Raw genomic sequence first — 17,240 nt, 5'->3', positions numbered from 1 at the left:
CCGTTGGAACGGTCCCCGTGTCGATGTCACTCTGCCTGTCTTCCCGTCGCGCCTTTCCCCACATTCTGGTGCGCCTGCCCGCGGCTCTTGCCGTCCTGTCGATGATCGGCCTTGCCGGCTGCAGCGACGGCGGCCAGCAGGGCGGCCCGCCCACAGCCAATGTCCGTGCCCAGGTCAGCGTCGTGACACTGCATCCGCAGTCTGTGGTGCTGACGGCGGACGTACCGGGGCGCACCGCCGCCTCGCTGGTGGCGGAAGTCCGTCCACAGGTCACCGGCATCATCCGTGCCCGCAATTTCAAGGAGGGCAGCGAGGTTGCGGCGGGTGACATTCTCTACGAGATCGATCCGGCGGCCTATCAGGCGGCCTATGACAGCGCCGTTGCGGCCCTGAAGAAGGCGGAGGCAGCAGTGCCGAGCGCCCAGGCCAAGGTTGACCGCTATCGCAGCCTGACCTCGCAAGAGGCGGTCAGCAAGCAGGATCTCGACGATGCGGCCTCCACGCTGGCACAGGCCCAGGCCGAAGTTGCCGCCGAAAAGGCCGCCGTCGATTCCGCCCGCATCAATCTCGATTACACCAAGATCCGCGCGCCGATTTCCGGACGCATCGATGCCTCCTCCGTCACGGTCGGCGCGCTGGTGACCGAGGCGCAGACGACGGCGCTGGCCACCATCAACCAGCTTGACCCGATCAATGTCGATGTCACCCAGTCGAGCACCGACCTGCTGGAGCTGCGCCGCGCCATTGCCAGCGGCCAGATCCGGTCCTCCGGCACCAATGTCTCCGTCGCGCTTCGGCTGGAGGACGGCTCGCGCTACGAGCTGCCCGGAACCTTCCAGTTCGCCGAAGCCTCGGTCGCTGCGACCGTCGGCACGGTGACGGCGCGCGCCACCTTCCCGAACCCCGACCGTCTTCTGCTGCCGGGCATGTATGTCCGCGCCACCATCGAGGAGGGCGTCGCCCCCAACAGTTTCCTCGTGCCGCAGCGCGCGGTGACCCGCAATCTGAAGGGTGCGGCCGTTGCCTTCTTCGTCGATGCTGATGGAACCGTGCATCAGCGCGAGCTGACGGTGCGCCGCAGCGTGGGCAATAACTGGCTTGTCGCTGGCGGTGTGGCCGACGGTGATCGTGTCGTCGTCGAAGGCATCCAGCGCATTCGCGACGGTCAGGCGGTGACGGCAAGCGAGGTCGAGATCGACGAGGCAACCGGCGACATCAAGCAGATGGCGCTTGCCGCACCCGCCAGGGATGCCGCCGCCCCCACGCATTCCATCGATTGAGGTGATCCTTGTCCCGCTTTTTCATCGCAAGGCCCATCTTCGCCTGGGTCATCGCCATCGTGATCATGCTGGCCGGCCTGCTGTCGATCAGCACGCTGTCGGTCTCGCAATATCCGCAGATCGCACCCACCACGGTGCGCATTTCCGGCACCTATTCCGGCGCGGATGCGCAGACGGTTGAAAACTCGGTGACCAAGATCATCGAGCAGGGCATGACCGGGATCGACAATCTCGATTACATGACGTCGACCTCGCAGTCGAACGGGCAGACCTCGATCTCGCTGACCTTCACCAATGCGGCCGATCCGGACGTGGCCCAGATGCAGGTGCAGAACAAGCTGCAGCTGGTGGAGGCGCAGCTGCCGCAGAGCGTGCAGAACACCGGTCTGACGGTGAGCAAGTCCAGCTCCAGCTTCATGATGGTGATCGGCTTCGTCTCCACAGACGGGAAGCTCACCACCACGGATCTGGCCGACTACGTCAACAGCACGCTGAACGATACGATCAAGCGCGTCGAGGGCGTCGGCGACACGCAGCTGTTCGGCTCCGGCTATGCCATGCGCATCTGGGTCGATCCGGACAAGCTGCAGAAATACGATCTGATGATCAGCAATGTCACGTCGGCCATTGAGGATCAGAACACGCAGGTCGCGGCCGGCCAGCTCGGCGCGCTGCCGCAGCGAAAGGGGCAGCAACTCAATGCGACGGTGACCGCCAAGAGCCGTCTGCAGACGCCCGAGCAGTTCGAGAACATCATCCTGAAGAGCAACAGCGACGGGTCGCTCGTGCGGCTGAACGATGTTGCGACCGTCGAACTGGGAGCGGAAAGCTACAACACATCGAGCATCTACAACGGCAAGCCGACGGCTGGTCTCGCCATCAACCTGGCCTCCGGTGCCAACGCGATCGATACCGCAGGGGCGGTGCGTGCCACCATCGACAGCCTGAAGGATACGCTGCCGCCGAACGTGGAGGTCGTCTACCCCTATGACACCACGCCTTTCGTGCAGCTGTCGATCGAGGAGGTCGTCAAGACCCTGTTCGAGGCGATCGTTCTGGTCTTCGTGGTCATGTTCGTCTTCCTGCAGAATTTCAGGGCGACGCTGATCCCGACGCTTGCCGTGCCGGTGGTTCTGCTCGGCACCTTCGCGGTTCTTGCCGCACTCGGCTATTCGATCAACACGCTCACCATGTTCGGCATGGTGCTGGCCATCGGTCTCCTCGTCGATGATGCGATCGTCGTGGTGGAGAATGTCGAGCGCGTGATGGAGGAGGAGGGGCTTTCGCCCCGCCAGGCGACGATCAAATCGATGGGAGAAATCACCGGGGCACTGGTCGGCATTGCGACGGTGCTATCGGCGGTATTCATTCCGATGGCCTTCTTCTCCGGCTCCGTCGGTGTCATCTACCGGCAGTTCTCGGTCACCATCGTGTCCGCCATGCTGCTGTCGGTGCTGGTCGCCCTCGTGCTGACGCCGGCGCTCTGTGCCACCATCCTGAAAAAGCCGAGCCATGATGCCAAGAGCAAGGGCATTTTCGGCCTGTTCAACCGCGCCTTCGATCGCAGCACGCGGGCCTATCAAACAGGCGTGGGCGGCATCCTCCGGCGGCGTTTCGTGTTCCTGGCGCTCTTCGTCCTGATCGTCGGCGGCGTGGCATTCCTGTTCAACCGCCTGCCCAGCTCCTTCCTGCCGGAGGAGGACCAGGGCACGTTGATCACCAGCGTCCAGCTTCCCGTCGGCGCGACCGCCGACCGCACCATGAAGGTGCTGCAGCAGGTGACGGATCACTATCTCAAAGACGAGAAGGACTATGTCGCCGGCGTGATGGGCGTCGTCGGCTTCGGCTTCGGCGGGCAGGGGCAGAATGTCGGCATCGCCTTCGTCAAGCTCAAGGATTTTGCCGAGCGCAAGACGCCGCAGGCGAAAGCCCAGGCGATTGCGCAGCGAGCCCGCGCCGCCTTTGCCAGAATCACCGATGCCAATGTCTTTGCGCTGGCGCCGCCTGCCATTCCCGGCTTCGGCAATAATGCAGGTTTCGACTTCTACCTGAAGGACGTCACCGGCGTCGGCCACCAGAAGCTCATTGAAGCGCGCAACCAACTGCTCGGCATGGCCGGCAAGAGCAGCAAGCTCGTCGGTACCCGTCCCAACGGCCAGGATGATACGCCGCAATATTCGATCGAGATCGACCAGGACAAGGCGAGTGCCTTCAATCTCGACCTTTCCGACATCGACAGTACGCTCGCCACGGCCTGGGGCGGCGATTATGTCAACGACTTCATCGACCGCGGTCGCGTAAAGAAGGTCTATGTTCAAGGTGACGTGAGTTCCCGCATGCAGCCGGAAGACTTGAAGCGCTGGTATGTCAAGAATTCCGATGACGAGATGGTTCCCTTTGCAGCCTTTGCCAGCGGACAGTGGAGCTTCGGTTCGCCGCGCCTGGAACGCTACAACGGCTCGTCTGCGGTGGAAATCCAGGGCTCTGCCGGCCCCGGCGTCTCTTCCGGCGATGCGATGAACGAGATCGACGCGCTGGTGGCCAAGCTGCCCAAGGGCTTCTCCCACGAATGGACCGGTCTTTCGGCGCAGGAGCGACTGTCGGGCAGCCAGGCAACGCAGCTTTACGCGATCTCCATTCTGGTCGTCTTCCTGGCGCTCGCGGCCCTTTACGAAAGCTGGTCGATTCCCTTCGCCGTCATGCTCTCGGTACCGATCGGGGTGTTTGGCGCGCTGCTGGCGGCAAAGCTGTTCGGACAGTCGAACGACGTCTATTTCAAGGTCGGACTGCTGACCACCATCGGTCTTGCGGCGAAGAACGCGATCCTGATCGTCGAATTCGCCATCGAGCAGCAGCGGCGCGGGCTGGACATCGTCCAGGCCACGCTGGAGGCGTCGCGCCAGCGACTGCGACCGATCCTGATGACCTCGCTTGCCTTCATCCTTGGTGTTCTGCCGCTCGCCACGGCCAACGGGGCCGGTTCGGGCAGCCAGAATTCCATCGGTATCGGCGTGATGGGCGGCATGATCTCCGCGACCGTGCTCGGGCTCTTCCTGATCCCGCTCCTGTTTGTCGCCGTGCGCCAGGTCTTCAAGGGACATGTCGGGCCGGTCGAAGACGAGGAGACAGCGGGCAGTGCGCCCGCTGCCGACACCCCTTCCGAACACAGCCATTGAAGGCCTGCCATGACGATGATCGCTGCTGACCCCAGACATTCCGACCGCCGCATGACTGTGCGAACCGCCCAACTGGCCGTGCTGCTTGCCACGTCCATGCTTAGCGGCTGTGTCGTCGGGCCGGATTACACGAAACCGGATCTTGCCCTTTTCAGGAACTGGACGGCATCTGCGGGCAAGGAGGTGCTCAAGCCGACGCAGCTTGCCGGCTGGTGGAAGGGGCTTGGCGATCCGCTGCTGAACGATCTGGTCGAGGAGGCGGTGAGGGGCAACCTCGATGTTGCCACGGCCAAGGCGAACCTGCGGCTGGCGCGCGCCACCACGCGCAGCACCGAAGGCGCCCTGCTGCCGAGCCTCAGCCAGTCCGACAGCGCCACGCGCAGCCGCAGTGTCAGCGATGGCGATGCGTCCTACAACACGCAATACAAAGCCGGCTTCGATGCCAGCTGGGAGATCGACCTGTTCGGCGGCAACCGACGGTCGCTGGAAGCCGCGCGTGCCAGTGAAGAAGCCGAGGAGGAGACACTGCGCCAGACGCTCGTCACCCTCGTCGGAGACGTCGCCTCCTATTATGTCGAGGCGCGCGAATATCAGGCGCTGGTCAATCTTGCGGAACGCTCGGCGAAGTCGCAACTGCAGGTCTTGGCGCTGACCAGACGCCAGTTCGAGGCCGGCGAGGCCACGGGCGTGGATGTTGCCAAGGCCGCTGCCACGGCCGCCTCGACCGAAGCCGACATTCCCTCCTATCGCATTTCCTATGCGCAGGCGGTGCATCGTCTCGGCATTCTCATCGGCCAGACGCCGGATGCGGTGGAGGCACGGCTGAAGAAGCCGGCGCCGATCCCCGTGCCGAAGCGGACCATGCCCGCCAGTATTCCGGCCGAAATCCTGCTCAACCGGCCGGATGTGAAGGCGGCGGAGCGTGAACTGGCGGCCTATACGGCAAAGGTCGGGGTGGCGCAGGCCGCGCGCTACCCCTCGATCAGCCTGACCGGCGATGTCACCACCTCGGCGTCCAGCGTTTCCGATCTGGCGCGCAAATCCACCATCGGCTGGACACTCGGCCCGAGCGTGTCGATCCCGCTCTTCCAGGGCGGCCAGTTGAAAGCCGCCGTCGATGAGGCGAAGGCCAGACGCGACACGTATTTCGTCGCCTACCAGTCCGCCGTGCTGACCGCGATGGAGGATACCGAGAACGCCATCATCGGCATGACGCAATCGCGCCTGCGCGAGGAGAAGCTGCGCCAGTCGGTGGCCGGTTATCGGCAGGCAACGGAACTGTCGCGCAGCCTCTTCCAGTCGGGCGCCTCCGATTTCCTCGACGTCCTGGACGCGGAGACCTCGCTCTATTCGGCAGAGGAAAGCTACATCCAAAGCACCGCCAACACCGCCACCTATTTCATCTCGCTGAACAAGGCACTGGGCGGCGGCTGGTCCGGTACGATCGATGCCGATCAGCCTCTGGTCGTGGACAGGAACGAGGGGCCCCATGTGCAGAAGGGAGAAGTGCAGAAGTGAGACGGAACCTGCGCCTTTGCGGCACTCGGCCGGTCCAGCAGCCCTTTAGGCGCATGTCGATGTCTGACGCTTCCTTCGCTTTTGCCGGGCGCTCGCTCGGGCTGGAGATGATATTCGATTAGCAGAAGAGAGGCCCCCCTGCCGCTTCCTCTGCTAGAGGCCGGTCCCAACCTCCGGGACCGGCCTCACCCTTTTCAGGCCGCGCGAAATCAGCGCCGCCGGTGACATGCCAGGCATGTCCGAAGTGCAGGAAAGATCCGTTTGTTGCAAATTTGCGACAGGGCATTTTGAGGGTATTTCCCAATGTTTCTGGCGCCTCTTTTATCTTGATCATCATAATCATGTTTATTTAACCCATTGGCAGAGTTCGAGTTTGCACCGCGTGCGAGCCGACCTGTCGCAGGCGCTACCGGCCCTGCGCGCCGATGTTTCTTTGATGACGAATGAAGGGAAAGACAGTGAGTGTTTCATGCCATCGCAGGGCATTGATGCTGTTCACGGCATTGAGCCTGATCAGCGGGGCCGGCCATGCCGGCGCGCAGGACAGCGCATCCCAGACCGACAAGAAGGAGGAGGCCACGGTCCTGCCGAAAGTGGTCGTCAAGGGCGACCGCGTGAAGGGCAGCGTCGACGACACGCCGCTTGCCACGAAAACCGATCGCGAGACGCTCGCCAAGCGTGACATCCAGTCGATCGCCGATCTTGGCAACACCGAGGAGGCTGGCGTCAGCTATTCGTCACGCTCCAAGGGCTTTGCGCTGCGCGGCCTTGACGACGACCGCATCCTGACGACCATCGACGGCATCGCCATTCCCTATCTCGATGACAGGCTGGCGTGGAATTTCTCGTCCGGCGGCGTCGACAGTTTCGACTTCAGCTCGCTGGCCGGCGTCAGCATCCTGCGTGGTGCCGATTCCAGCCGCGCCGGGTCCGGCGCGCTTGGCGGCGCGGTCGTTCTCAGGACGCTCGAACCCGAGGACCTGATCGGCGAAGGCAAGGACTGGGGCGGCTTTGCCACGACGCTGTATGACGGTTCCGACCGGTCGATCAAGGGTGCGGCGGCGCTGGCAAAGAAAATCGACGGCACCTCGCTTCTGCTGCAGGGCAGCTACAAGCGCGGCAACGAGACCGATACCAAGGGCACCAATGACGGCACGGGCAGCACCCGTACGGTGGCCGATCCGGCCGATACCTATACCTCGAACCTGCTCTTCAAGCTCAGGCAGGAACTGGAGGGCGGACATACGATCGGCCTGACGGCCGAACAGTTCAAGAGCCGGGAAGATTCGGACAAGATGTCGAGCTATTCCTCGACCTATACGTCCTATGACTACCATTCGGACACCACCCGCGATCGTGTCTCCCTCGATTACGAATACGAGGCGATTGCCGAGGATGCCTGGCTGAAGAGCGCGCGTGCCTCGCTGTACTACCAGCACATGGACCGTGACGAAGGCTATCTCGCCACCCGCACGACGGCACCCGTCGGCACCTATGGCCGCTCTACGGAAAGCCGCGAAAACACCGTAGGCTTCATCGGTTCAGCCAGCAGCGAATTTCAGACGGGTCTCTTGAAGCATGAGGTCACCGTCGGCACGGACCTCGCCTTCTTCGGCACCCACAGCTACACGACCGGGACCGACACCTGCGGCACCAATTATGTCAGCGCCTGCGCCTATTATCACGTCAACCAGTCCGACACGCCGGATGTCGACGGCAGCCGCATCGGCGCCTTCATCGATGACCGGATCGAGATCGGCAATAGCGGCGTCTCGGTCACTCCCGGTCTGCGCTTCGACTATTTCGATTATCGCCCGCAGGCGAGTGCGGCCTACGAGGCCAATGACGGCTATTCCGGCCTGCCGGCCTCGGTTTCCGATTCCGCCTTCTCGCCGAAACTGCGTGCCGAATGGGCCGTGTCGCCCGAGGTGACGCTGTTTGCCCAGTGGGCCATGTCGTTCCGGGCCCCGACGGTGGCGCAGCTTTACGGCAATTACGACAACGCTCCCTATTATCGCATGGTCGGCAATCCGGATCTCGATGCGGAAACCGGCAATGGCTTCGAGCTGGGGGCCGATCTCGGCTCGGCGGATCGCGGCCTCAGGCTCAGCACCTTCTATAACCGCTACCGCAACTTCATCGATACGGAAGTCTCGGCGGAATCCGGCTACCGCCTTGGCACCTATCGCTATTTCAACCGCAACCGGGTGCGCATCTATGGCGCCGAGGCCAAGGCGCATGCGGATGTCGGCCACGGCTTCGAACTGCATTCCTCGCTCGCCTATGCCAATGCCGAGGATCTGGATACCGGCGAGGTTCTCGATTCGGTTGCGCCGCTGAAGGCCATCATCGGTGCCGGCTACAGCCAGGACAATTGGGGCACGAACGTCGACTGGATCCTGTCGAAGGGCGTTTCCAACCTCTCCACCGCAACCTACAAGGCGCCGGGCTACGGGATCGTCAACCTGACGGCCTGGTGGGAGCCGGAGCAGTTGAAGGGCCTGCGTGTCCAGGCCGGTGTCTACAATCTCTTCGACAGGGAATATTACGACGCGATGGAGACGAAGGATGTCACCTCTGTCACCTCCGCGAACCGGGCCTTCTATTCCGAACCCGGCCGCTACCTCAAGATTTCGCTGACGAAGACCTTCTGATCTCGTAAGAGACTATCAGCTTTCGGGCATGCGGTGCCGCAGGTGCCGCATGCCGATCCCGTTCAATGCGAGAGAGCAAAGACAAAGCCGATGACCATTCATCCCGCCGCCACCGCCGCAGAAAGCCGCACGGCCCGCCTGCGCGCCGAAACCCACCCCACCCACGAGCGTCTGGACGGACGCATCATGTCGCTGAAGCCCTTTGACGACAGGAACAGCTATCTGCGCTTCCTGCAGATCCAGTGTGCGTTCCATGCAGCCATTGAAACGCTTTACTCCGATGAATGGCTGGCCCGCCTTCTGCCAGACCTTCAGGAGCGCTGCCGCCTGGAGCAGGTGCGGGCCGATGTGACCGATCTCGGGGGAGAGCCGGTTCGTCTCGCTGCGGCGGAGATGCCGGTCATCGAGGGCGCCGAAGCGCTCGGCTGGCTCTACGTGGCGGAAGGCTCCAATCTCGGCGCTGCCTTCCTGCTCAAGGCGGCAAGGGAGCAGCTTGGCCTGTCGGAGGAATTCGGCGCCCGCCATCTGGCCGGCCACCCGGAAGGGCGCGGCCTGCAGTGGCGCCGTTTCACCGCAGCACTCGATGCGGTTGAGCTCGGCGCCGAGGACGACTCCCTGGTCATCGAGGGAGCCCACAGGGCCTTCGAATTCGTGCTGTCACGGGTCGAGGCTGAGGCGACCGGCGCCGCCTGAGGGCTTCAGCCGAGCTCAACCGCTTTCGCCCTCGATGAAGTTCATCGGCCAGAGGCACTGGCGCGGCGCCTCCGGATAGGCTTCGGCAAAGGCTGGCATGGTGGCGAGCAGGCTTTCTGCCACCGCCACGCCGAGATCGCGCAACGCCGGGCGGAAACAGGTCAGGCGCGGTGAGAGAAACTGCGCCATCGGGCTGTATTGCCCGATCACGGCCACGTCGCGGCCGGGCATAAGTCCGGCCTCTTCCAGCCCGCGATAGAAGCCGATCACGGTGGCTTCGTTCAACAGCACCATGGCGGTCGGCTTGGTGGGCGCGGCAATGAAATTCTGTGCCAGCCGGTATCCGCCGCTCTCGTTCGGCCTGGAGCGGAAGACATGCGCAGGATCCAGCGTCAGTCCGTGTTGTGCCAGTGCCGCGCGGCACCGATCCTCGAAGACGTAGCCGAGATTGATGTCGCCCTCCGGGCGGCCAATGGCGATCCTGCGGTGCCCCTGCGCGACAAGTCGCTCGATGGCGGTATCTGCCATGCCCTCGAAGTCGAGATCGTACCAGGGCTGGCCCGCATCGTTCTGGCTGCGCCCCAGCGAGATGAAGGGAATGCCCGTCTTGTGCAGGGTGCCGAAGCGCCCATCCCTGTAGCGGGTCGCCGATAGGATGATGCCATCGGCAAAGCTGCGCGCCACCACCCGCTTCAGATAGGCGTCCGGGTCTTCTTCCGATGAGCAGAGCAGGGCGACGAGATCGAGCTTGTGGCGCGCAAGAACGGTCTGCACGCCGTCGAACACGCTCATGAAGAAGGTATCGCCCTGGCCGGTGATGTCATGGCCTGTCTGCATCATGAAGCCGATGATGCCGGTCGCCCCCTTGCGCAGCGACCGCCCGGCCTGGTTGGCCACATAGCCGAACTTCTCGGCCGCCTCGAACACGCGCCTGCGGGTTTCCTCGTTGACATCCGGCTTGCCGTTCAAGGCGCGCGACACGGTGCCGATCGAGATGTCGAGATGATCTGCCAGCTGGCGAATGCCCTTCATGTGTCCCTTGCGTCCCCTCTGCTCCGTTATCGTTTACGGAAAGCCTCTTGACAGGGCAAGTCCCTCGCAACTAATCTCGTAAACGTTTACGGACTGCGACGGAAGAGGAGTTTCGCCGCACCCGCGAGGAGGATTTCAGTGACTTACAGAGCCGTTTTGTGCGGGTGCGGAGCCATGGCCAGGGGCTGGCTGAAGGCGCTGCAGGATGATCCCGAGCTGGGGCGCGATGTTGCGGTCGTCGGACTGGTCGATCTCGACCGGGCGGCTGCCGAAAGGCTTGCGAACGCATTCGGCCTCGATGGCGCGGTGCTTGGCACCGACCTTGCCGATGTGCTGCAGGCGACCGGGGCCGACATGGTGTTCGACGTGGTGGTGCCCTCGGCGCGTGCCCGGGTGGTGGAGACCGCCTTCGCCCATGGTTGCCATGTCCTCAGCGAAAAGCCGCTGTCGGTCTCGATGGACGAGGCGCGCCACCTTGTCTCTCTGGCGCGTCAGGCGGGGCGTGTCCATGCCGTCGTGCAGAACCGCCGCTTCATTTCCGGCATTCGCCGGCTTCGCCGCGTGGTGGAGGAGGGGTTGATCGGCACGCTGACGGGCGTGCACTGCGACTTCTTCATCGGTCCGCATTTCGGCGGCTTCCGCGAGGAGATGGACCATGTGCTGCTTCTGGACATGGCAATCCACACGCTGGATGCTGCCCGCTTCGTCTCGGGTAAAACGCCGCTTTCCGTCTATTGCGTTGAAACCAATCCGGCCGGTTCCTGGTATCGGCATGGCGCGGCTGCCACTGCCGTCTTCCGCCTGTCCGATGATGCGGTGCTGACCTATCGCGGCTCGTGGTGCGCGGAAGGCCGCCGCACCAGCTGGGAAAGCGCCTGGCGGCTGGTGGGCTCGAAGGGCATGCTGACCTGGGACGGCGAAGATGCCTTCGAGGCGACGGTGGCCGGCGATGAGCCCGGTCTGCTGCGCGGCTTCCGTTCGGTCGATGTGCCGGAGGCGCCGAGCGAGGCGCAGACGCACGGGCACCGCAGCGTGCTTTGCGACTTTGTGGCGGCGATCCGCAGCGGCATGACGCCCGAGACCGTCAGCCACGACAACATCCGCAGCCTCGCCATGGTGTTCGCCGCCATCGAAAGCGCCCGCACCGGCCAGGTCGTCGATATCCAGGCCGAAGGCCAGACAGAAGGAACGTGATCCATGAGCGACCCCGCCCAGTCCATCCGCATCGGTACCATGATCAGCGCCTCGGCCGGCAAGGCGGCCGAGCGTATCGGCCAGCTGGCCGAGATGGGGTTCGAAAGCTTCCAGCCCTTTTTCTGGCAGACGACCAACGGTCAGGATCTGGCAGATCTCGGCAAGCGCTGCGTCGAGGCGATCGGCGACCGCGACATCACCATCTCCACCCTCGGCATGTTCGGCAATCCGCTGGAGGGCACCGACCTTGACCTGCAGACGCTTGAAGGCTGGAAGGATTGCATCGACAACGCACATCACTTCGGCGCCACCTGCGTTGCCGGCTTCACCGGCCGCCTGCGCGGCAAGCCGCTGCCGGACAGCCTGCCGCGCTATCGCGAGATCTGGAGCGAGCTTGCGCGCCGCGCGGCCGACAAGGGTGTGAAGATCGCTTTCGAAAACTGCGCCATGGATGGCAACTGGCAGACCGGCGACTGGAACATCGCGCACAATCCCGACGCCTGGGAGCTGATCTTCAACGAGACCCCGGACGATCATATCGGCCTGGAATGGGAGCCGTGCCACCAGATGGTCTATCTGATCGAGCCGTTGCCGCAGATCCGCAAATGGGCGCACAAGTTCTTCCACATCCATGGCAAGGACGCGACGATCCGCTGGGACGTGATCCGCGAGCACGGCATCTTCGGCAAGCATCCCTTCGTTTTCATGCGCACGCCGGGCTTCGGCGACACCAACTGGACCGACGTGATCTCGGAGCTTCGGCTCGCCGGCTGGTCCGGTTCGATCGATATCGAGGGCTGGCATGATCCCGTCTACCGGGACGCCCTGGAGATGACCGGCCAGGTGCATGCCCTCAATTATCTGAAATCGTGCCGGGGCGGGACCTTCGTCTCCGACCCCGCGTGATGAGGCTGTCGTTGCCGGCAAGGAGGAAGCCGGCGGCATGGCATGAACCGATCGGAATGGTCAAACTCTAGGAGGAGAGCATGTCTATTCGTATGTTTCTGATGGCGGGCGCGGTCGCGCTTGCCGCAATTCCGGCGCTCGGGGTCTCAAGCGTGGGCGCGGAGGAAATCACGCTGCGCATCTGGAGCCTGGACAAGCCGGAACAGCCGGCCTGGAACCTGGCGCGCGAGTTCGACGACAAGGAGCCGAACATCAAGGTGGAGTACCGTCTGATCCAGTTCGATGATGTCGTCAGCGAAGCCATGCGTGCCTATTCCACCGGCCAGGCGCCGGACATCATCGCCATCGACAATCCGGAGCATGCGCTGTTTGCCTCGCGCGGCGCCTTTCTCGATCTGACCGACAGGATCGCCAAGTCTAGCGTGATCAGGAAGGAAAACTATTTTCCCGGTCCGCTGAACTCGGTGACGTGGAAGGACAAGCTCTACGGCGTGCCGAAGGCGACAAACACGATCGCACTCTACTACAATGCCGACATGTTTCGCGCCAAGGGGCTTGATCCCGACAAGCCGCCGCAGACCTGGGACGAGTTGCTGAGCGCGGCGCGAAAGCTGAACGATCCCGCCAGCAACGTCTATGGCCTCGCCTTCTCCGCCAAGGCCAGCGAGGAGGGAACCTTCCAGTTCCTGCCCTGGGTGCAGATGGCGGGCGGCAGCTACAGGCACATCAATTCCGAAGGGGCGGTGAAGGCGCTGACGGTCTGGAAAACCCTGATGGACGAAAAGCTCGCCTCGCCCGACAGCCTGACGCGCGGCCAGTGGGATTCGACCGGCACCTTCAATTCCGGCAATGCCGCCATGGCCATCTCCGGCCCCTGGGAGCTCAACCGCATGTCGAGCGAGGCGAAGTTCGACTGGCGCGTGACGCTGCTGCCGGTGCCGCAGCCGGGTGCTGAACGGTCTTCCGCCATGGGTGACTTCAACTGGGCCATCTTCTCCTCCACCAAGCACCCGGCGGAAGCCTTCAGGGCGCTTGAATACTTCGCCTCGCAGGATGACAAGATGTTCGCGAAATACGGCCAGCTGCCTGCCCGTTCCGACATCACGCTGCCCGCGACCGGCGATGCACGCAAGGATGCGGCGCTGAAGGTCTTCCAGGAACAGCTGACCTTCGCGCAGGCCCGCGGACCGCATCCGCAATGGTCGAAGATTTCCAAGGCGATCCAGGATGCCATCCAGGCCGCGCTGACCGGCCAGATGTCGCCCAAGGATGCTCTGGACCAGGCCCAGAAGAAGATCGACGCGGTTCTCGGCTGAACCGTCGATGCCACCGGCGGGGAGGGCCCCTTCCCCGCGCCACCTCACGCGCCTTCCGGCTCCTCCCGGTCGGCGGCTGCTCCGGCCTTGCCGGGGTGGCTGCTGACCGGGGGCGGGAGCCCCCTTTGCCGAGGATGAAACCGTTGCGCAAATTTGCACAGTCCCTCACCGACGGACGCGGATTCGACATCCTGCTGGTTGCCGTGCCGCTCGCCTTCCTGCTGGCCTTGTCCGGCCTGCCGCTCGTCTACAACGTGTTGATGAGCTTCCAGGAGGTGGACATGTTTTCGCTGGGCAGCGTTGTCCGCCCCTTCGTCGGCTTCGCCAACTATACCGCCCTGTTCGAACAGCCGGAAACCTGGCCGATCTTTGCCAATACGGCGATCTTCGTCAGTGCCTCGATTGCCGGCCAGTTCCTCATCGGCTTCGGGCTTGCCCTGTTCTTCTGGGTGAATTTTCCCGGGGCCTCCTGGCTGCGCGGTCTTTTCCTGGTCTCCTGGGTCATGCCGGGGCTGGTGGTCGGGGCGATCTGGAACTGGATGTTGTCGGGCGATTTCGGCGTCATCAATTTCCTGCTGCGCGAAAGCGGCATCATTTCCGGCAATATCTTCTGGCGCTCCGATCCCGCTTACGCGCTCTGGGCCGTGATCCTCGCCAATATCTGGCTCGGCACCTCCTTCAACATGATCCTGCTGTCGGTCGGGCTTTCGGCAATCCCGGCGGATCTGTACGAGGCGGCGGAACTGGACGGAGCCAATCTCTGGCAGCGTTTCTACACCATCACCCTGCCGATGATGCGCTCCTCGATCGGCGCCGTCGTCTCGCTCGGCCTGATCTTCACGCTGCAGCAGTTCGACCTGTTTGCCGCCATCACCTCTGGCGGGCCGAACAATGCGTCGAATGTCGCGCAGTACTGGGCCTGGGACCTGTCCTTCAAGCAATATGATTTCGCGCGCGGCGCGACGATCTCCGTCATCATGATCCTCTTCGTCATGCTGGCCTCGGTGGTCTATGTCCGCTCCACCAGGCAGGAGGTGCGCGGATGAGCGAGACCTGGCGCAACCGCCTGATGCTGCTGATCGCGCTTGCGATGGCCGCGATCTACCTCTTTCCGCTCTACTGGATGTACATCACGACGCTGAAGAGCGGCTCGGCGATGTTTGCGACACCGCCAAGCTTCTGGCCCCATGATCCGCAGTGGAGCAACTACATCTATGTGTGGGAGAGCCGCAATCTGGCCCGCTATCTCGGCAATTCGCTGGTGATCGCCACGGGCTCGGTCGCCCTCATCACCGTGCTGGGCACCGGCTGCGCCTATGTGCTGGCGCGCTATCGCAACGGCTGGATCGATGCCGGCCTGTTCCTCATCCTGATGCTGCAGGTGCTGCCGGCCTCGCTGATGATCACCCCGATCTTTGTCGGTTTCTCGCAACTCGGTCTGCTCGATTATCCGCGCCTCGCCGTGGTGCTGGCCATTGCGGCCAAATCCATGCCTTTCTTCGTGGTGCTGGTGCGCGCCACCTTCATGAGCGTGCCGATCGAACTGGAGGAAGCGGCGCTGGTCGACGGCAATTCCCGCGCCGGTGCCTTCCTGCACATCGTTTTGCCGCTGGCGCGCAACGGTATTCTCGTCTCCGCCATCCTGATCTTCATGCAGGCCTTCGGCGAGTTCGTCTATTCGAAGTCGATCATCCAGGCGGTGGAGTACCAGCCGGCGAGCGTGGGGCTGAACTCGTTCATGGGGCCGAACACCAATGAGTGGAATTCCATCATGGCCTTTGCAACGATCTATGTGACGCCGATCCTCGCCATCTTCGTTCTCTTGCAACGCCGGATCGTCTCCGGCCTGACCTCCGGAGCGCTCAAATGACCCAGCAGATCGAACTTTCCGGCGTCAACAAGTATTATGGCGCCTATCATGCGCTGCGCAATATCGATCTGGCCATCCGCAAGGGCTCTTTCGTGGCGCTGGTCGGTCCGTCCGGCTGTGGCAAGTCCACGCTGCTGCGCGCGCTGGCGGGGCTCGAGAGTATCTCCACAGGCGACCTGTTCATTGCCGGCCAGCGGATGAACGGCGTGCCGCCGCGCAAGCGCGATCTCGCCATGGTGTTCCAGTCCTATGCGCTCTATCCGCACATGACGGTGGAGGAGAACCTTACCTATTCGCTGCGCATTCGCGGCGTGAAGCGCGCCGAGGCGAGGCGGGCGGCCGAGGAGGTGGCGGCAACCACCGGCCTCTCGCATCTGCTGAGACGCTATCCGCGCGAACTGTCCGGCGGTCAGCGCCAGCGCGTCGCGATGAGCCGCGCCATCATCCGCCACCCGAAGGCCTTTCTGTTCGATGAGCCGCTCTCCAACCTCGATGCTGCCCTGCGCGTGCACATGCGCAAGGAGATCCGCACGCTGCACGATCGGCTCGGTGCCACCTCCGTTTATGTGACGCATGATCAGGTGGAGGCCATGACCATGGCCGATCATGTGGTGGTGATGCGCCAGGGCGTCATCGAGCAGCAGGGTGCGCCGCTCGATCTCTATGACCGGCCGGTCAACCGCTTCGTGGCCGGCTTCATCGGCTCGCCGGCGATGAACTTCATTCCGGCTGTCCGGCGGGGAGGCGAACTGCATCTGGACCTGAGGCCCGGCCCGGTGCAGCGGCTCGCCGTCGAGGCGCCGGTGCGGGAGGGCGAAGGCGTGGTCATCGGCCTGCGACCCGAGCATCTGAGGCGGGTGCCTGAGGCACAGGCCAGGCTTGCCCTGCCGGTCGGTGCCATCGAAAGCACCGGATCCAGCACCTATCTGGTGTCGGATACGCAGCCGGAAATCAATGTGGTGATCGGCGAGCGCCTGCGCGTCGCGCGTGGCGAGACCGTCTTTCTGGATTTCGACCGCGACAATCTGCATCTCTTCGATACCGGGAGCGAGCGTCGGCTGGACACGAGGCCGCGCTGAGGCTGCCGTCCGGTCGCGGATGATCTTGACAAATGGGAACATTTCCCATTTATTGGAAATGCGATGTGGTTCAGCCTGTTACCCCAACAATGGCGGCCGCATTGACCACATGGCGCCCTGCCCAGCCCCCGCCGTCGGGGATGGGTGCCATGTGGTATTCGCCATCTTCACGCTTGGATCATCGCATTTCCGCGCCTTAGTCACCGGTCACCGGTCATCGTTCGCACGGGGAGCTTTCTGTGTCTGCTCGCGAGGAATGCGCGGTACGCGTGCATTCCAGCCTGTCACGGATGCGTTTCACGGGTATGTTACGGGTGACTGGTGCGGCTTTTTGGTATCCTTGCAGAAATAACTGTTTTAAATCAGTGGTTTGAGACGATTCTGACATGCTTCGGAAAAAACCGGATTGACGATATAGGATGGTATCCGTATAAGCCGTTTCACCAACGAGGGCGGCGGCGCTGCTGGCGACGGAGTTACTCGTTCTGGTGAAATTGTCGGATTGGTTGGCTTTTGCTGATT

The 17,240-nt window shown here is 63.2% G+C and carries 13 protein-coding genes; 11 read left to right on the top strand and 2 right to left on the bottom strand.

The annotated features are described in order from the left end of the window. Positions 1-23: 23 nt before the first annotated feature. The 5 genes from KLP42_RS23305 to KLP42_RS23285 all read left to right on the top strand — a co-directional run bounded on the left by KLP42_RS23305 (position 24) and on the right by KLP42_RS23285 (position 9,321). Positions 24-1,280 (top strand): efflux RND transporter periplasmic adaptor subunit, encoded by a 1,257-nt coding sequence (locus KLP42_RS23305; protein ID WP_215570170.1) that lies wholly within the window; start codon positions 24-26, stop codon positions 1,278-1,280. An 8-nt stretch (positions 1,281-1,288) separates the two neighbouring features. Beyond that, a complete protein-coding gene (locus KLP42_RS23300) occupies positions 1,289-4,456 on the top strand; it encodes an efflux RND transporter permease subunit (protein ID WP_215570061.1) in 3,168 nt (1,055 codons plus the stop codon). 9 nt (positions 4,457-4,465) lie between these two features. Beyond that, positions 4,466-5,974, top strand: a complete 1,509-nt coding sequence (locus KLP42_RS23295; protein WP_353844917.1) for an efflux transporter outer membrane subunit — start codon at positions 4,466-4,468, stop codon at positions 5,972-5,974. Positions 5,975-6,462: 488 nt separating this feature from the next. Further along, the gene (locus KLP42_RS23290; protein WP_252193213.1) at positions 6,463-8,628 is read left to right on the top strand and encodes a TonB-dependent hemoglobin/transferrin/lactoferrin family receptor; all 2,166 of its coding nucleotides are present in this window, start codon (positions 6,463-6,465) and stop codon (positions 8,626-8,628) included. Between the two features lie 90 nt (positions 8,629-8,718). Beyond that, a complete protein-coding gene (locus KLP42_RS23285) occupies positions 8,719-9,321 on the top strand; it encodes a biliverdin-producing heme oxygenase (RefSeq protein WP_215570058.1) in 603 nt (200 codons plus the stop codon). Between the two features lie 15 nt (positions 9,322-9,336). Here KLP42_RS23285 and KLP42_RS23280 read toward each other — a convergent pair whose 3' ends face one another. Next, on the bottom strand, positions 9,337-10,353 hold the full coding sequence (locus KLP42_RS23280; protein ID WP_215570055.1) for a LacI family DNA-binding transcriptional regulator: 1,017 nt from the start codon (positions 10,351-10,353) through the stop codon (positions 9,337-9,339). A 138-nt stretch (positions 10,354-10,491) separates the two neighbouring features. Here KLP42_RS23280 and KLP42_RS23275 point away from each other — a divergent pair, with 138 nt between their 5' ends. The 6 genes from KLP42_RS23275 (at position 10,492) to KLP42_RS23250 (ending at position 16,718) form a co-directional block, all read left to right on the top strand. Then, positions 10,492-11,547, top strand: a complete 1,056-nt coding sequence (locus tag KLP42_RS23275) for a Gfo/Idh/MocA family protein (protein WP_215570054.1) — start codon at positions 10,492-10,494, stop codon at positions 11,545-11,547. Between the two features lie 3 nt (positions 11,548-11,550). Continuing rightward, the gene (locus KLP42_RS23270; protein WP_215570052.1) at positions 11,551-12,453 is read left to right on the top strand and encodes a sugar phosphate isomerase/epimerase family protein; all 903 of its coding nucleotides are present in this window, start codon (positions 11,551-11,553) and stop codon (positions 12,451-12,453) included. An 80-nt stretch (positions 12,454-12,533) separates the two neighbouring features. Continuing rightward, positions 12,534-13,769 carry an ABC transporter substrate-binding protein gene (locus KLP42_RS23265; protein ID WP_215570050.1) on the top strand — a complete coding sequence of 412 codons (1,236 nt, stop codon included), beginning with the start codon at positions 12,534-12,536 and terminating at the stop codon, positions 13,767-13,769. A gap of 143 nt (positions 13,770-13,912) precedes the next feature. Beyond that, positions 13,913-14,815 (top strand): carbohydrate ABC transporter permease, encoded by a 903-nt coding sequence (locus KLP42_RS23260; protein ID WP_215570048.1) that lies wholly within the window; start codon positions 13,913-13,915, stop codon positions 14,813-14,815. Further along, positions 14,812-15,639 carry a carbohydrate ABC transporter permease gene (locus tag KLP42_RS23255; protein WP_215570046.1) on the top strand — a complete coding sequence of 276 codons (828 nt, stop codon included), beginning with the start codon at positions 14,812-14,814 and terminating at the stop codon, positions 15,637-15,639. The genes KLP42_RS23260 and KLP42_RS23255 overlap by 4 nt, the downstream gene beginning before the upstream one ends. Next, complete coding sequence (locus tag KLP42_RS23250) at positions 15,636-16,718, top strand: ABC transporter ATP-binding protein (protein ID WP_215570042.1); 1,083 nt, start codon at positions 15,636-15,638, stop codon at positions 16,716-16,718. Before KLP42_RS23255 ends, KLP42_RS23250 begins: the two co-directional genes overlap by 4 nt. Positions 16,719-16,932: 214 nt before the next feature. On the opposite strand, the gene KLP42_RS23245 is transcribed toward KLP42_RS23250, so the two are convergent. Further along, the coding region (locus tag KLP42_RS23245; RefSeq protein WP_215570041.1) for a hypothetical protein at positions 16,933-17,240 on the bottom strand (308 nt) is incomplete at its 5' end.

The sequence above is a fragment of the Rhizobium sp. CSW-27 genome (assembly GCF_018760785.1).
Classification (GTDB): Bacteria; Pseudomonadota; Alphaproteobacteria; order Rhizobiales; family Rhizobiaceae; genus Neorhizobium.
This window is presented reverse-complemented; position numbering and strand designations above follow the sequence as displayed.

Bases quoted from the DNA above. Each gene is read 5' to 3' on its own strand.
- KLP42_RS23305 (WP_215570170.1), top strand. From the start codon at position 24: ATGTCACTCTGCCTGTCTTCCCGTCGCGCCTTTCCCCACATTCTGGTG.
- KLP42_RS23295 (WP_353844917.1), top strand. From the start codon at position 4,466: ATGACGATGATCGCTGCTGACCCCAGACATTCCGACCGCCGCATGACT.
- KLP42_RS23290 (WP_252193213.1), top strand. From the start codon at position 6,463: ATGCTGTTCACGGCATTGAGCCTGATCAGCGGGGCCGGCCATGCCGGC.
- KLP42_RS23285 (WP_215570058.1), top strand. From the start codon at position 8,719: ATGACCATTCATCCCGCCGCCACCGCCGCAGAAAGCCGCACGGCCCGC.
- KLP42_RS23280 (WP_215570055.1), bottom strand. From the start codon at position 10,353: ATGAAGGGCATTCGCCAGCTGGCAGATCATCTCGACATCTCGATCGGC.
- KLP42_RS23270 (WP_215570052.1), top strand. From the start codon at position 11,551: ATGAGCGACCCCGCCCAGTCCATCCGCATCGGTACCATGATCAGCGCC.
- KLP42_RS23265 (WP_215570050.1), top strand. From the start codon at position 12,534: ATGTCTATTCGTATGTTTCTGATGGCGGGCGCGGTCGCGCTTGCCGCA.
- KLP42_RS23255 (WP_215570046.1), top strand. From the start codon at position 14,812: ATGAGCGAGACCTGGCGCAACCGCCTGATGCTGCTGATCGCGCTTGCG.
- KLP42_RS23250 (WP_215570042.1), top strand. From the start codon at position 15,636: ATGACCCAGCAGATCGAACTTTCCGGCGTCAACAAGTATTATGGCGCC.